Below are 14709 nucleotides of genomic sequence, written 5' to 3'. Positions count from 1 at the left end.
GTGACGATAGTTCTCATTGGACATGGCGCGCGGCGCGTCGAGATCGGCAATGATTTGCCGCTGACGCTCATCGCCGGCCCCTGCGCGCTGGAGAGCCGCGACCTGGCGCTCAAACTCGCCGGCGAACTCGCCGCAATCGGCGAGCGACTGAAGATCGGAATCGTCTTCAAGGCGTCCTTCGACAAGGCGAACCGCACCAGCGGCGATGCGGCGCGGGGCGTCGGTCTCGACGCCGCGCTGCCGATCTTTGCTGAAATTAGAGAGAAGACCGGCTTGCCGATAACGACCGACGTGCATGAAGCATGGCAATGCGCGCGCGTCGCCGAGGTCGTCGACCTGCTGCAGATCCCCGCCTTTCTCTGCCGGCAGACGGACCTCATCATCGCGGCGGCGAAAACCGGACGCCCGGTCAATATCAAGAAGGGTCAGTTTCTCGCGCCCTGGGACATGATCCACGCCGTCAAGAAAGCGCGCGAGGCCGGCGATGGCGGCGTGCTCGTCACCGAGCGCGGCACGAGCTTTGGCTATAATGCGCTGGTCGCCGACATGCGGGGGCTGCCGATCCTGAGGGAGACCGGCGCGCCCGTCGTCTTCGACGCCACGCATGCCGTGCAGCAGCCGGGCGGACAAGGGACGTCGTCGGGCGGCGAGCGGCGTTTCGTTGCAACGCTCGCCCGCGCCGCCGTAGCGGTTGGCGTCGCGGCGCTTTTCGTTGAGACGCATCCCGATCCGGGCGCGGCGATCTCGGACGGCGCGACGCAAGTCCCGCTCGACGAGCTCGAAACAATGGTCAAGGAGCTGATGGCGTTCGACCGTCTGGCGAAGAATGCGGGTCAATGAAATATTGACCAAAGATTGAAATCTCTCGTGACCATTATCTGATGTCGCGGGCCTTCATGGCGAATAGGTGGACCTTCGTAGCCACACCGCCAACGCCCTGTCAGCATGGGCCGCGTCTCGAAGGACGAGGAGACCTTCCTGCGCGCTCTGGAGCTCACCCTCGTGCTTCGAGACGGCTCCGACGGAGCCTCCTCAGCATGAGGGCGAGGATGGCTGTCCTTCACCTGATTTCCCCTGGCGCGCGCTCCGAGCCTCGGCGGCCATGAAGGACACTGAGCCTAACCCGCCTCCGCATAATCCGTCAGCCAGCCGACCGCGATGATGACAAGGCCCATTCCCGCGAAAAAGGCGAAGGCCGTTCTTTCGGCGGAGATGGCGGGCAAAAAGGCGATCGCGATAAGCGCCGGGCCGACGATCCTTTCGACCCAGCCATGAAGCGCGAAGGCCAATCGCCGAAAGACGCCGAGCGGAAATTTCGTCACGAGCGTCATCGCCAAATGCACGCCCGCGAGCAGCCATGAGAGCTGCGCCGGCAGGCCGCTGAAGCCAAGCACCGCTGGCGCGGCGAGGAAAATCAACACCGTCAGATAGTCGAGATAGCCATGCAGGCGCGCCGTGAGTGGTTTCATTGTGGTTTCTCCGCGTTGGCGGCGCGGCTCGGCCGCTTTCTCCCTCGTTAGGGCGCGGCCCGGTGGCGGTCTGTCACCCGCGTTACAAATCGGCGGGCTTTTCTTTCGCGAGGGATTGCAGCGCGACGTGATTGACGCAGATAAGGTCGCGCCGATAGTCGAGCGCCCCCCGGCGCCGCAAATCGTTCATGATCCGCGTCACGACTGGGCGGCTCGCATGGACGAGATCGGCGATGTCCTGCTGCGTGAGCCTGATTTCGAGCGAATAGCCGTGTGGACAGGGCGCGCCGAACGCGAGCGCAAGCTCTCCCAGCGTTTCGATCAGCCGCGCGGCGACTGTCTTGGTCTGGCGGTCGATCAGCCTGCGCTCGGCGCGTTCCCGCGACGCTTCCAGTCCCGCGCTCAGAAAGCTCGAGAACGACGGGCTTTTCGCGAGGAGACGGGCCACGTCCGAAGGGTCGAACATCAGGACGCACGCGTCGCCGATGGCGCTTGCCGCGTGCGCCGACGCTCGTCCCGGCGACACGCGCCCGAAGAGATCGCCGGCGCCCGCGATGGCGAGCGTGATCTGCGCGCCGCTTTCGGCGACATGAGAAAGCCTGACGACGCCCCGCATCAAACAATAGAGAAAGCCCGGCTCCTCGCCTTGCCGATACAGCGTTTCGCCGTCGGAGAGCTCCGCATCCCGCAGCGAAGGCGCGCAGAGCCGCCACGCGGCGATATTCTCTTCCGACAGCATGTCGTTCCCCGGCGCTTCCGCCTGATCGCGCATCCTATCAAAATCGAAGCTGCGCAAACCATGTTGCTCAAGAGACCGCTGGCGAAGACGATCCACTAAGCCTCCCGCTGGTCAACGTATGAACTTTCCTAATTAAGCGATTACGGTTAAAGGTCTTTATTGCTCAGGCGGGGGTCATGGCGCTCAATCCTTTCGATGACCTAGGCGACAATTTCAAAGCCAAGGCTGCGGCGACCTATGGCTTGATTATCGCGGCGAATGTCTTCGCCTGGACTTGGGCGTGGACGGCCTTCTCCGATCGACCGGGCCTGATGGGAGCGGCCGTTCTGGCCTTTATGTTCGGTCTTCGCCACGCCTTCGACGCCGACCACATCGCCGCCATCGACAATGTCGTGCGCAAATTGATGCAGGACGGCAAGACGCCCTATTCCGTCGGATTTTTCTTCTCGCTCGGCCACTCCACCTTCGTCACCCTCGCATCGGTCATGATGGCGGCGGCGGCCGTGGCCCTGCAGGGCCAGGCGCATGACTATCAGGCCCTCGGCGGCGCCATCGGCACGATGGCGTCTGCTTCATTCCTCATTGTCATCGGCCTTGCAAACCTGCTCCTGCTCAGAGGCATCTGGTCGGCCTACAACCGCGCCCGACTGGGCGAACCCGTCCTCGAAGAGGACCTCGACCGTCTGCTCAACGGGCGAGGCGTGTTCACCCGGGTTTTCCGCCCGCTGTTCCGCTTCGTGTCGCGGTCATGGCACATGTATGTCGTTGGATTTCTGTTCGGACTGGGCTTTGACACGGCGACGGAGATCGGCCTGCTCGGGATTTCGGCGGCGCAGGCCGCGCAAGGCATGTCCTTTTCGACGATTCTGGTGTTTCCGGCCCTGTTCACCGCCGGCATGACCTTGATGGACACCACGGACAGCCTCGTGATGACTGGAGCCTACGGCTGGGCGTTCGACGATCCGCTGAGGAAACTTTGGTACAATCTGGTGATGACCGCGATGTCGGTCATCGTCGCCATTTTCATTGGCGGCATCGAAGCGCTCGGCTTGATCGGCGATAAGCTCGGCTTCGAAGGCGGCCTTTGGCGCCTGGTTCAAGGGCTTAACGACAATCTCGCCAATTTCGGCTTTGCGATCGCCGCGATCCTGATCGCGAGCTGGCTCATCTCTATGCTCGCCTATCGAAGCCAGGGACAAATGAAGGCGTATCGCGGCGCAGTCGGGATGGACTACCCCCCGCAGCGCCAGGAGTCGTGAAGTCCAAGATTCCCGGCATCTGCGTCTTCTTGCCAATCAGAAAGAAAGAACGCGTCGCCTCTTTGCCCTTCAATTCGACGGTCCCGCCGTCCACCAATACGTAATCGTCGCTGAGACGCACCTTCACCGCTTCGGACACGTGAATCTTGTCGGGCTTGGAAGTCGACTCAAATCGGCTGGCGACATTCACGACGTCGCCCCACAGATCATAGGAAAATCGTTTTTTCCCCACGACGCCGGCCGCCACCGTGCCGGTGTGCACGCCCATGCGCATTTGGAGCGGGTAAGAAAGCCCTTCCGCGAAACTCATGATGAAACTTTGCGCGTCTAAAGCAAAGTCCGCGATATGCTGACAGTGCAACGGGTCCCGGTTCGGGACTCCGCCGACCACCATATAGCTGTCGCCGATCGTCTTGATTTTCTCGACGCCGTGCTTTTCGACCAGTTCGTCGAATTTCTCGAAGAGAACGTTGAGCATATTGACGGTGGCATGCGGACCAAGCTTTGCCGAGAGTCCGGTGAAACCGACGATGTCGGAGAAAAACACCGTAACCTCAGGGAAAACTTCCGCGATCGTCTCCTCTCCGCCACGCAGTCGTTCGGCGATCGCGGCAGGAAGAATATTGTGGAGCAGTTTTTCCGAACGGGAGCGTTCGATCTCGAGGTCCGACAAGGCTTTGCCCGAAAGCTTTATCTTGTCTTCGAGCTTGTCGAACGCGACGTTCAGATTTGCAGCCATCGTATTGACGGTGGTGGCGAGTTCGCTGATCTCGTCGCTTCCGAAGACCGAGGCCTGAGCCGCCAGATTTCCCGAGCCAATCTCGCGAACGACCGACATGAGGTGCGACGCTCGAACCGCGAAGCGATTGCGCAAAAAGATCAGGGACAAAACAACCACGCCAAATAATCCGATATTCAAGTAAGAGTTGGCTTCAAACAATTTGTTGGCGAACGACTCTTCTTGCGAAATTCGCCCCGCGTATCTCTGTCGGATCAAATTCTGCATCTGCGCAATGCGCAGCGTTAAATCGCCGTTGAGCTTGCGATATTCATCGCTGAACAGCAGCTTTGTCGCTAAAGCGCGATCGGGCTTGCCCTTGCGGACGAAGGTTCCAGCGCCGTCATCGAACTCGCCATCAACGGCATGCATTGCGGCGCGTTCGATCGCGACCACTCTTTCCAGGAAGCTTCGCGCTTCCTTAAGCTTATTCAATTCATGCGCGGTGACATTTTGGCTTAAGAAGCGCTCTTCGATGGAAACTGCGCCGTCGCTTTTCTTCTCGGGCGGCGGAATGATTCCGCCATTCACGAGATCCCAATAGCCGAAGTTATAGTCCTTCGGCCGAGCGGTTTCGCCGTTGAGAATGGCGCCGATGATGTTGTACCACTCAACGCGTCTCGGATCGTTGCTGGAGATGTAACCGCGCGCAAAGCGCGTCTGCCACTGCGAGGAAAAAACCAAATCCTCAGCAAGCGTGGTCAAGGATTGCAATTCGCGGTGCGATGTCTCCAGACCCTTCTGAGCTTTTTCCAGAAAAACGCCCAGCGCCAAATTGCCGCCTGCGAGCGCGACGAGCAACAGGAAGAAGATCGAGAAGAACGTCCGAAGCTTCATGTTCTCTGGGCCCCGCGATCGGACGGTCTCTTGGTCAGGAGACCGCTGTGACCCATAGGTGATTTGCTAGCGGAGGCACAAGGTTCGACTTTGGGGCGCCCAAACGCCTAGCCTCGCCCCCGGTAGGGCGGCACGCCCTGGTCAGGAAGCCACAGCCCCTCTGGCGGGGCGCCGGTCTGCCAGAAGACGTCGATCGGCATGCCGCCGCGCGGATACCAGTAGCCGCCGATGCGCAGCCATTTCGGCGTCATCGCCGCAACGAGATCGCGCGCGATCCGCAGCGTGCAGTCTTCGTGAAAGGCGCCGTGGTTTCGGAAACTTCCAAGGTAAAGCTTCAGCGCCTTCGACTCGACCAGCCATTCGGCGGGGACATAGTCGATGACGATATGTGCGAAATCGGGTTGCCCGGTCACCGGGCAAAGCGAGGTGAACTCGGGCGCGGTGAAGCGCACGAGATAGTTCGCGTCTTTGTGGGGATTGGGAACGAGATCGAGTTCGGCCTCGTCCGGCGAAGCCGGCAGCGCGGCCATGCGGCCGAGCAGCGCGGCGCCCTTATGCGTCTTGGTCATGCGCGTAACTTGGTCATGCGCGTAACAAAGGCGCGATCGCCGCCGCGTCAAGCGCCAAACGGCTCACGGGTCGCGCGAGTCGGGACATTCGCCCGCGCGCAAGGTGATCGGATGCGCCGACATCCAGCCCGAGAGAAGGCGATTCTCGGGGCTCTCCAGCGCCTTCAGCATTTCGATGCGCACCATTTCGAGCCATTTTTCGCGCCTGTCCGGCGTGTTCATCTCCGCCGGCACGGCGATTTCGAGCGCCTTCACCGCGAATTGATAGGGCAAGGTGTTCCACAACGCCACGCCGCCACGGTCGAGCATCGCCGAAACGTCTTTTTCGGGCATATGCGCGATCTGCTCCTGTTCTGGGATCGGCACGGCGCCCGGCATCCCGCTTTTTGGCGCAACGATCGCGACGCCGTTGCGATAAAAGCGATTTTGCTTCACGCCGCCGCGCGCCGCGATCAGATTGCCGCCGATCACAAAGCTGGCGCCTGTGCTGTCGAGCGCGCATTTCAACGTCCGGTCGAAACAATGGCCGGCGCCGACCATCAGCGCGCTGCATCCGGCCTCGACCCAGCGCGCCAGAGTTTCCGGCTTGACGTCGAGCACATAGGCGAGGCCAGGCATATCCTCGCGCTGATATTCGCAGCGCTGCACGAGGCTCGCCGGCCAGCCGAGAAAATCTTCCTGCGCCGGCGCGCAATTGCCTCGGACGGGAGATTTCTCCAAAGTCGCCTTCGCGGCGGCGACATGCTCCGGCGATTGAGCCCAAGCGGAACTCCAAAGGCCCAAGCAAAGGCAAAAAACGACGCCACGCGCGAATCGCGTTGTGTTTAGGGCCATCCGAACCTCCCGCCGACCGTCGCGCTTGGCGGCGAACGTCCGCTCATTAATCAAGCTCAAGGATAGGGAGGTCCCCTCCCCAGTCAACGGATTTCACCGGCGCGTCTCGCCGCGGCGCAGCACAGATCCCACAAAAGCCCGCAGCGGACACAGAACCTTTTTACGGCTGAGGCTTTTCCGGACCGCGCAATAGGTCTAAGAAGTCGCGCCGCTCCGCGCCGCATCATGAAGAGGCATCCATGACCGAGATCGTCGACATCCACGCCCGCGAAATTCTGGATTCTCGCGGGAACCCGACCGTCGAGGTCGACGTCACCCTGGAGGACGGATCGTCTGGACGCGCGGCGGTGCCGTCCGGCGCCTCGACCGGCGCGCATGAAGCGGCGGAAAAGCGCGATGGCGACAAGTCGCGCTATCTCGGGAAGGGCGTGCTCGCGGCGGTCGACAACGTCAACGACGAAATCGCCGGCGCGCTGCTCGGCTTCGAGGCTGAAGATCAGGTCGCCCTCGACGAGGCGATGATCAAGCTCGATGGGACGCCGAACAAGTCGCGGCTCGGCGCCAACGCCATTCTCGGCGTCTCGCTCGCGGTCGCCAAGGCGGCGGCCGAGGCCTCGGCGCTGCCGCTCTATCGCTATGTGGGCGGCGTGCAGGCGCGGGTGCTGCCGACGCCGATGATGAATATCGTCAATGGCGGCGTGCATGCCGACAATCCGATCGACTTCCAGGAATTCATGATCATGCCGACCGGCGCGCCGAATGTGCGCGACGCCATCCGCTGGGGCGCGGAGATTTTCCACACGCTCAAGTCGGCGCTCAAGAAAGCCGGCCTCAGCACCTCGGTCGGCGATGAAGGCGGTTTCGCGCCCAATCTTCCTTCCGCCGAAGCGGCGCTCGACTTCATCATGAAGGCGATCGAAACGGCAGGCTTCAAGCCCGGCGTCGACGTGCATCTTTGCTCCGACTGCGCCGCGACGGAATTCTTCAAGGACGGCAAATATGTCTACGAAGGCGAAGGCGTGACGCGCTCGATCGACGAGCAGGTCGCCTATCTCGCCAAGCTCGCCAGCGCCTATCCGATCGTGTCGATCGAGGACGGCATGGCCGAAGACGATTGGGAGGGCTGGAAGAAGCTCACCGACGTTCTGGGCGACAAAGTTCAGCTCGTCGGCGACGATCTTTTCGTCACCAATGTCGTGCGCCTCAATGAGGGCATTAAGTTGGGCGTCGCCAATTCGCTGCTCGTCAAAGTCAATCAGATCGGCACGCTGACCGAGACGCTGGCTTCGGTCGAGACCGCGCATCGCGCCGGCTACACCACCGTCTTCTCGCATCGCTCCGGCGAGACCGAGGATTCGACCATCGCCGATCTCGTCGTCGCGACCAACAGCGGCCAGATCAAGACCGGCTCGCTCGCCCGCTCCGACCGCACCGCCAAATACAACCAGCTCATCCGCATCGAGGAGGAGCTGGGCGACGCGGCGATCTACGCCGGCAAAGGCGCGCTCAAGGCGCTGGCGTAACCCCCTCCCCTGCCCTCCCCCGCTTCGCGGGAGAGGGAGTAGATTCGAGCCTTCACTGACGTGCGACGAACCGCCGATCGTTAGCGTCCCCTCTCCCGCGCAGCGGGGGAGGGACAGGGTGGGGGCCAAAAGGCTCCTGCCCAATGACCATGGAAAAAACCTTCGCTCCCGCCTCGATTGAATCGCGCATCCGCGACGCGTGGGAAGAGGCGCAAGCCTTTCGCGCCGGACGGCCCGAACGCGCGCCGGCGGCGCCCTACTCCATCGTCATTCCGCCGCCAAACGTCACCGGCAGCCTGCATATGGGCCATGCGCTCAACAATACGCTGCAGGACATTCTCGTTCGCTATCGCCGCATGAAGGGCGACGACGTGCTCTGGCAGCCGGGCACCGACCACGCCGGCATCGCGACGCAAATGGTCGTCGAACGCCAGCTAATGGAGCGCCAGGAGCATCGCCGCGAACTCGGACGCGAGAAATTCGTCGAGCGCGTATGGGAATGGAAGGCCGAGTCAGGCGGCAAAATCGTCGAACAGCTGAAGCGGCTCGGCGCCAGCTGCGACTGGTCGCGCGAACGGTTCACGCTCGATGAAGGCCTATCGCGCGCGGTGGTGAAGGTTTTCGTGCAGCTCTATCGCGACGGGCTGCTCTACAAGGACAAGCGCCTCGTCAATTGGGACCCGGCGCTGCACACGGCGATCTCCGATCTCGAAGTGCAGCAGGTGGAAGTGAAGGGCCATTTGTGGCGCTTCAAATATCCCATCGTCGACGACGCTGGGAAAGAGACCGGCGAATATATCGTCGTCGCGACGACGCGCCCCGAGACGATGCTTGGCGACACGGCCGTCGCCGTGCATCCGGAAGACGAGCGCTACACGGCGCTGGTTGGAAAACGCGTGCGTCTGCCATTGGTCGGCAGGCTGATCCCGATCGTCGCCGACGAATATTCCGATCCCGAGAAGGGCACCGGCGCGGTGAAAATCACGCCGGCGCATGACTTCAACGATTTCGAGGTCGGCAAGCGGCATGGCCTGCGGCTCGTCAACGTGCTCGACCCGCAGGCGCAGATGACGCTCGCGGCCAACGCCGAGTTTCACGAAGGCGTCGATCCTTCTCCCGAACTCGCGGCGACGGTCTCCGCCCTCGACGGGCTCGATCGTTTCGCGGCGCGCAAGCGCGTCGTCGAAATGATGGAAGAGCGCGAGCTGCTCGACGGCGTCGACGATAATAGACATGTGGTGCCGCATGGCGACCGCTCGGGCGCCGTGCTCGAGCCGCGCCTCACCGACCAGTGGTATGTCGACGCCAAGACTCTGGCGCAACCGGCGCTCAAAGCCGTGCGCGAGGGCCGCACGAACTTCGTGCCGAAGAATTGGGAGAAGACCTATTTCGAGTGGCTGGAGAACATCCAGCCCTGGTGCGTGTCGCGTCAGCTCTGGTGGGGTCATCGCATCCCGGCCTGGTATGACGAGGACGGCAACGCCTATGTCGAAGAGACGGAAGAAGCGGCGCTTGCCGCGGCGCGCGCCAAACGCGGCGATGGCGTGACTCTGACGCGCGACGAAGACGTTCTCGACACCTGGTTTTCATCGGCGCTCTGGCCGTTCTCGACTCTCGGCTGGCCGGAGAAGACGCCGGAGCTCGCGCGCTATTATCCGACGAGCGCCCTCGTCACCGGCTTCGACATCATCTTCTTCTGGGTCGCCCGGATGATGATGATGGGCCTCTATTTCATGGACGAGGTCCCCTTCCGCGACGTCTATATCCACGCGCTCGTTCGCGACGAGAAGGGCGCGAAGATGTCGAAGTCGAAGGGCAATGTCATCGACCCGCTGCGCCTCATCGACGAATATGGCGCCGACGCGCTGCGCTTCACGCTCGCGGCGATGGCGGCGCAAGGCCGCGACATCAAGCTCTCGACGCAGCGCGTCGAAGGCTATCGCAATTTCGCGACGAAGCTGTGGAACGCGTCGCGCTTCGCCGAGATCAACGGCTGCGCGCGCGTTCCAGGCTACGATCCGCGCGGCAATAAGATTACGCTGAACCGCTGGATCGTCGGAGAGGCCGCGCGCGCAACGGCGGACGTGAGCGCGGCGATCGAAGCCTATCGCTTCAATGACGCGGCGAACGCCGTCTATCGCTTTGTCTGGAGCGTCTTCTGCGACTGGTATGTCGAGCTGGCGAAGCCAATGTTGCAAGGGGCCGACGGCGCGGAGAAGGACGAAACGCGCGCAACGACAGCCTTCGTTCTCGACCAAATCTATGCGCTGCTGCATCCCTTCATGCCCTTCCTCACCGAGGAGCTTTGGGCGATCAAGGGCGCGGACGGTCCCAAGCGCGAGACGATGCTGGCGCTCGCCGCTTGGCCCTCGCTCGAAGGACTCGAAGATGCGGAGGCCGAAAGCGAAATCGGCTGGGTCGTCGATGTTATTTCCGAAGTCCGCTCGCTGCGCGCCGAGATGAATCTCACGAGCGAGACCGAGCTGCTGCTGATCGGCGCCGACGACGCGCTGAAAGCGCGTGCGACCCGCTGGGACGAGACGATCCGCAAGCTCGCGCGCCTCTCGCACATCGGCTTCGCTGAGGCGGCGCCAAAGAGCAGCGCCCAGATCATCGTGCGCGGCGGCGTCGCCGCCATGCCGCTCGAAGGCGTAATCGACCTTGGCGCCGAGAGAGCGCGACTGGCGAAAGAGATCGGCAAGCTCGAAGGCGAGGTGAAGAAGCTCGACGCCAAACTCGCCAATGAGGGCTTCCTCGCCAAGGCCGAAGAAGAGGTGATCGACGAGCACCGCGAACGGCGCGAAGAGACGGCGGCGCGCGTCGAAAAGCTCAATGCCGCGCTTACCCGACTAAGCTAGCGACTCGCCTTCTCGACGACGCCGACGATCGGCCCCATCGTCGGCGCAAAACGGTCGTGACGCGAGAGCGAGCGCGCATAGAGCGCCGACGCCGAGCCGCCATCGAGAAACAGCGCGTCCTTGCACTGCAGGCGATCGCGAAAGAGCCGCGCGAATTGATGGAACGTCACCGGCTGGTTGGAGATCGCGAAGCGCACGAGATGACCGTCTTGAACACAGACGCCGTTGCGAAATTTCTGCGACATGCCGTCCCCATGGATGCGGGGATGAATGCGCCCGCCGATGACGAGCATTGGTCCTGACTGGGTGGCGAATTGCGCCCGCTGACGGCTTTTCAGGAAGCGCGCTGTCTCGGTGACGCCGGCGCGCGCGCCGTCGACCCAGAACACGCCATTGGGCTTCAGGTGGAAATTGCCGGCGCCGGAACGCGTATTGGCGCCGCTCAGCGTGCGGCCGTTTTCGACGTAGAGGCCGACCGGCGTGCGATCTTCCGCATACATGCCGGCGTTCATGGCGAAAACGAGCGTTTCGCCCTTATTCGCCAGTCCATCCGCAAGCCGCGCGAAAGAGCCATATATTTCGCCTTTCTCGTCGCGCAGAAAAAGCCGAATGTCGCTTTTGCGCGCATCGAAGTCGCATAGCGTATAGGCGCCGCCCTCCTCGATTTCGGCGCAGGGGCCGGGCTCGGCCGCCGCGGTCGGCGCAAGCCAGAGGACGAAGAGAAGCGCGAGCGGCGAAAGGCGTCTGAACTTCTTCATGAGCCTCCTCATAGCACGCCGCCTCGTTCCGGAATCTGCGCGAGCGGATTGGCGTCAATCGCTCGAGGCCGCCCAATCTTGTCGCGCATTCGCATTCACCAGCGTTAGCACGAGCGTTTCAGATAGCCATTGTTGATATCGATCCGGCGTCCAACCGCCATCACAGACGAGCATGCGATAGACATCGCGACTCGTATACATCCAGAGGATGCGCCGAGCCTCGATCAGTTGGAGACCTTTCTGCTGCTTTTCCGCCGCGAACAGCAAACTCACCCGTTTTTCCTGCATCTCGAATCGGATCCTCTCGAAATCTTGCTCCAATTGTCGAAGAGCGGGCGAGAAGGCCGAAGCGCCCCGAATCAATCCAAGCTCCGCGCTTTCGCTCTCGTAAATGGCGCGTGCGACATGGGCTGACATCGCGATTAATTCGACGGGGTCGGTCACACCTTCCAGCCTTGCAACGGCTTCCTGAAATTGTGGGCCGAATAGGGCGGCATGCATCAGCGCGTGGAGCAATCCCTCCTTTGACTTGAACAGCGAATAAACAGTGGCGGCGGCCACGCCGGCCTTTTCGGCGATCCTAGCGATGGTGACCCCGTCTATTCCCTGACTTGCGAAAAGCTCCTTCGCGGCGTCGAGAACTCGGGTCCGGGTGGCTTCCGCCGACCGGCTCCGGAGTTTCGACGCGTATGGCCGCTTGCCCTGTTCGGACATATTAGATATATCTCACTATATTGAATATATATAACATGGAGCGACTGCGCATGACGTTCCAAGCTTATCTCGACAATATCCGAGCGAAGACAGGCAAGGGGGTCGACGACTTCAAGAATCTCGCGGACGAGAAGGGCTTCACTCAACAAGGGAAATTGAAGGAAGGCGTCAAAGCCGGCGAGATCGTCAAGTGGCTCAAGGACGATTTTGGTCTGGGTCGCGGCCACGCGATGGCCATCTACGCGGCGCTCAAGCCCGCAAAAGCGCCCCTGACTCCATGACCGCGCAGCAAATTCGTCAATGCCGCGAGCCTCGAACGAAGGGAAACTCATCTGACGCAAAAAAATACGACAGCAACTCGCAAATGGTCGCGGTGGGCCGGCTACGGTCTGAGCGGACTTGTAATCCTCTTCATGCTGATGGACGTGACGATGAAGCTCGCGCAGCTCCCTGTCGTCTTGGAAACGACTGTTCAGCTCGGGTGGCCTGCCACGACGGTGAATTCAGTAGGGCTCGTCTTGCTCGCATGCACGGCGCTGTATGCCTATCCCAGAACATCTGTGCTCGGAGCGATCCTTCTCACTGCTTATCTCGGCGGGGCCGTCGCGACTCATGCGCGCATTGGGAGCCCTTTTTTCAGTCACACGCTCTTTGGAGTTTATGTCGGCTTCATGCTTTGGGGCGCTCTCTACTTAAGGAATGATCGCATACGCACGCTCGTCCCATACAGTCGATGAAAGCCCTTCGTCATCCGACGGAACGGGCGTGACCTGCAATCGACAGCGACGCGATTCCTCGAAGTGCTTCTCCGTTCCGAATGTTGGTTGCGATATTCAGCCGACGATGTGCGTGATCGTCCAAACGCCTGGCGCTTCCCTCGTTAGCGATGCCCTGCAAGCGATCGAGCAGCTCGCATCGATGGGAATTTTCAACGTTCTTTTCGCCGATGAATGTCGCGTTATGCTCCAGATCATGGGCGATCGATCGATCGAGACGTCCGCGAGGCGATCGACGGGATCGTGAGCAGAGTATACGATGTCGTCCCGACCAATGACTTGGCGATCGCCGACCGCGTCTTGGGTCTCGCCTATGCCGCCGATGGCGATGTCCCCCGGACAATGATCATTCCCCGCACATCGCTGGGCCTCGACGCCATCTCCGCCAGACTGTTTGAATCCCGCCTGCGCCCGGAGTAAATCTCCACGTCCTGGCCCCCGGCGCAGAGCAATGCGCCGGCCCCACACCGGAGCCACCCTTGTCCCATTCCATCACTGAAGCCGTCGAGGCCGTGGCCCGTGGCGAAATCGTTATCGTCACCGATGACGACGATCGCGAGAACGAAGGCGACCTCGTCGTCGCCGCGTCGCTCTGCACGCCCGAGAAAATGGCCTTCATCATCCGCCACACGAGCGGGATCGTCTGCGCGCCGCTCACGCTCGAGGAGGCGCGCCGTCTGCACCTTGCGCCCATGGTCGCGGAAAACGACGCGCCGCTCGCCACCGCATTCACCATCACCGTCGACACGCGCCACGGGCTCACCACCGGAATCTCCGCCGAGCAGCGCTGCAATACGGTGCGCGCGCTCGCCAATGGCAATATGGGCGCGAGCGACTTCGTGCGGCCCGGCCATGTCTTCCCGCTGATCGCCAAGGACGGCGGCGTGCTGATGCGCTCCGGACATACGGAAGCCGCCGTCGATCTGTGCAAGCTTGCCGGCCTGCCGCCGGTCGGCGTCATTTGCGAACTCGCCAATGACGACGGCACGGTGATGACCGGCCGCCAGATCGAGGAATTCGCGCGCGCGCACGCCTTCAAACTCGTGTCGGTGTCCGATCTTATCGCGTTTCGGCAGGCGCGCGAAAAGCTCGTCGAACGCGTCGCGACTTTCCCCGTCGCCACAGAGGCCGGGGAAATGATCGGCCACGCCTATGTGACGCCGTTCGACAGCGTGCAGCACTTCGCCTTCGTTCTGGGGGCGATCGGCGACGGACGCGACGTGCCGACGCGGCTGCATCGCGCCGATATTCTCGCGGATGTGTTCGGGGGCGCCGACACGATCAAGAAGACGCTGCATCGCTTTGCCCGCGAAGGGCGCGGCGTGCTGGTCTATCTGCGCGACGGCGCGGCGGGCGTCCCGGCCAATATTGTCGGACGCCAAGGGGGGCAAGCGGGCCAAGGGGACCAAGAGGAAAACGCCGCGGAAACGCGCAAGCGGCAATGGCTCGACGTCGGCCTCGGCGCGCAGATTTTGAAGGACCTCGGCGTTTCGTCGATCCGTCTGCGCTCCTCGTCGTCAAAGCCCCGCGCCTTCGTCGGGCTCTCGGGCTTTGGCATCGAGATCAGCGCGGTGGAGCCGGTGGAGTGAGCGGCT

Annotated in this window: 15 protein-coding genes; 8 read left to right on the top strand and 7 right to left on the bottom strand. The window is 62.1% G+C overall.

What is annotated here, in order from left to right:
* Entirely contained in the window at positions 1-840 is an 840-nt protein-coding gene (gene kdsA, locus IYY11_RS20175) for a 3-deoxy-8-phosphooctulonate synthase (protein WP_196405524.1), read from the top strand.
* A gap of 278 nt (positions 841-1118) precedes the next feature.
* On the opposite strand, the gene IYY11_RS20170 is transcribed toward kdsA, so the two are convergent.
* Both IYY11_RS20170 and IYY11_RS20165 read right to left on the bottom strand, forming a co-directional pair.
* Positions 1119-1469: a hypothetical protein gene (locus IYY11_RS20170; RefSeq protein ID WP_196405523.1), complete on the bottom strand. Its 351-nt coding sequence runs from the start codon at positions 1467-1469 to the stop codon at positions 1119-1121.
* Between the two features lie 82 nt (positions 1470-1551).
* Entirely contained in the window at positions 1552-2241 is a 690-nt protein-coding gene (locus IYY11_RS20165) for a Crp/Fnr family transcriptional regulator (protein ID WP_246720128.1), read from the bottom strand.
* A 143-nt stretch (positions 2242-2384) separates the two neighbouring features.
* Here IYY11_RS20165 and IYY11_RS20160 point away from each other — a divergent pair, with 143 nt between their 5' ends.
* Positions 2385-3467 carry a HoxN/HupN/NixA family nickel/cobalt transporter gene (locus IYY11_RS20160; RefSeq protein WP_196405521.1) on the top strand — a complete coding sequence of 361 codons (1083 nt, stop codon included), beginning with the start codon at positions 2385-2387 and terminating at the stop codon, positions 3465-3467.
* Here the strand turns inward: IYY11_RS20160 and IYY11_RS20155 are convergent.
* From IYY11_RS20155 to IYY11_RS20145, 3 genes are all read right to left on the bottom strand, one after another.
* Positions 3379-5082: an adenylate/guanylate cyclase domain-containing protein gene (locus IYY11_RS20155; RefSeq protein WP_196405520.1), complete on the bottom strand. Its 1704-nt coding sequence runs from the start codon at positions 5080-5082 to the stop codon at positions 3379-3381. The genes IYY11_RS20160 and IYY11_RS20155 overlap by 89 nt on opposite strands.
* 107 nt (positions 5083-5189) lie before the next feature.
* Entirely contained in the window at positions 5190-5651 is a 462-nt protein-coding gene (gene queF / locus IYY11_RS20150; RefSeq protein WP_196405519.1) for a preQ(1) synthase, read from the bottom strand.
* Between the two features lie 63 nt (positions 5652-5714).
* On the bottom strand, positions 5715-6371 hold the full coding sequence (locus tag IYY11_RS20145) for a hypothetical protein (protein WP_246720126.1): 657 nt from the start codon (positions 6369-6371) through the stop codon (positions 5715-5717).
* Positions 6372-6724: 353 nt separating this feature from the next.
* Between IYY11_RS20145 and eno the strand changes: the two genes are divergently transcribed.
* Together eno and IYY11_RS20135 are read left to right on the top strand one after the other, a co-directional pair.
* The gene (gene eno / locus IYY11_RS20140; protein WP_196405517.1) at positions 6725-8008 is read left to right on the top strand and encodes a phosphopyruvate hydratase; all 1284 of its coding nucleotides are present in this window, start codon (positions 6725-6727) and stop codon (positions 8006-8008) included.
* A 149-nt stretch (positions 8009-8157) separates the two neighbouring features.
* Positions 8158-10866 (top strand): valine--tRNA ligase, encoded by a 2709-nt coding sequence (locus tag IYY11_RS20135; RefSeq protein WP_196405899.1) that lies wholly within the window; start codon positions 8158-8160, stop codon positions 10864-10866.
* Here the strand turns inward: IYY11_RS20135 and IYY11_RS20130 are convergent.
* The gene (locus IYY11_RS20130; RefSeq protein WP_196405516.1) at positions 10863-11624 is read right to left on the bottom strand and encodes a phosphodiester glycosidase family protein; all 762 of its coding nucleotides are present in this window, start codon (positions 11622-11624) and stop codon (positions 10863-10865) included. The genes IYY11_RS20135 and IYY11_RS20130 overlap by 4 nt on opposite strands.
* A 54-nt stretch (positions 11625-11678) precedes the next feature.
* Positions 11679-12338, bottom strand: coding sequence for a TetR/AcrR family transcriptional regulator (locus IYY11_RS20125; RefSeq protein WP_196405515.1), 660 nt, complete (start codon positions 12336-12338; stop codon positions 11679-11681).
* Between the two features lie 50 nt (positions 12339-12388).
* On the opposite strand from IYY11_RS20125, the gene IYY11_RS20120 reads away from it, so the two are divergent.
* From IYY11_RS20120 to ribB, 4 genes are all read left to right on the top strand, one after another.
* Complete coding sequence (locus IYY11_RS20120) at positions 12389-12619, top strand: DUF4287 domain-containing protein (protein WP_196405514.1); 231 nt, start codon at positions 12389-12391, stop codon at positions 12617-12619.
* Positions 12620-12670: 51 nt separating this feature from the next.
* On the top strand, positions 12671-13075 hold the full coding sequence (locus IYY11_RS20115; RefSeq protein WP_196405898.1) for a DoxX family protein: 405 nt from the start codon (positions 12671-12673) through the stop codon (positions 13073-13075).
* 282 nt (positions 13076-13357) lie between these two features.
* Positions 13358-13534, top strand: a complete 177-nt coding sequence (locus tag IYY11_RS20110; RefSeq protein WP_196405513.1) for a hypothetical protein — start codon at positions 13358-13360, stop codon at positions 13532-13534.
* Between the two features lie 59 nt (positions 13535-13593).
* Positions 13594-14703: a 3,4-dihydroxy-2-butanone-4-phosphate synthase gene (ribB, locus tag IYY11_RS20105; RefSeq protein ID WP_196405512.1), complete on the top strand. Its 1110-nt coding sequence runs from the start codon at positions 13594-13596 to the stop codon at positions 14701-14703.
* Positions 14704-14709: the final 6 nt, after the last annotated feature.

This window comes from Methylocystis sp. H62 (genome assembly GCF_015709515.1).
Taxonomy (GTDB): domain Bacteria; phylum Pseudomonadota; class Alphaproteobacteria; order Rhizobiales; family Beijerinckiaceae; genus Methylocystis.
The sequence above is the reverse complement of the archived record's forward strand: the minus strand, read 5'-3'. Positions and strand labels throughout refer to the sequence as shown.

What these genes read in the sequence shown, in the direction of transcription:
- IYY11_RS20130 (WP_196405516.1), bottom strand. Translation starts at nt 11,624, where the DNA reads ATGAAGAAGTTCAGACGCCTTTCGCCGCTCGCGCTTCTCTTCGTCCTC.
- IYY11_RS20120 (WP_196405514.1), top strand. Translation starts at nt 12,389, where the DNA reads ATGACGTTCCAAGCTTATCTCGACAATATCCGAGCGAAGACAGGCAAG.
- eno (WP_196405517.1), top strand. Translation starts at nt 6,725, where the DNA reads ATGACCGAGATCGTCGACATCCACGCCCGCGAAATTCTGGATTCTCGC.
- IYY11_RS20155 (WP_196405520.1), bottom strand. Translation starts at nt 5,082, where the DNA reads ATGAAGCTTCGGACGTTCTTCTCGATCTTCTTCCTGTTGCTCGTCGCG.
- IYY11_RS20135 (WP_196405899.1), top strand. Translation starts at nt 8,158, where the DNA reads ATGGAAAAAACCTTCGCTCCCGCCTCGATTGAATCGCGCATCCGCGAC.
- IYY11_RS20125 (WP_196405515.1), bottom strand. Translation starts at nt 12,338, where the DNA reads ATGTCCGAACAGGGCAAGCGGCCATACGCGTCGAAACTCCGGAGCCGG.
- IYY11_RS20170 (WP_196405523.1), bottom strand. Translation starts at nt 1,469, where the DNA reads ATGAAACCACTCACGGCGCGCCTGCATGGCTATCTCGACTATCTGACG.
- IYY11_RS20160 (WP_196405521.1), top strand. Translation starts at nt 2,385, where the DNA reads ATGGCGCTCAATCCTTTCGATGACCTAGGCGACAATTTCAAAGCCAAG.
- IYY11_RS20165 (WP_246720128.1), bottom strand. Translation starts at nt 2,241, where the DNA reads ATGCGCGATCAGGCGGAAGCGCCGGGGAACGACATGCTGTCGGAAGAG.
- queF (WP_196405519.1), bottom strand. Translation starts at nt 5,651, where the DNA reads ATGACCAAGACGCATAAGGGCGCCGCGCTGCTCGGCCGCATGGCCGCG.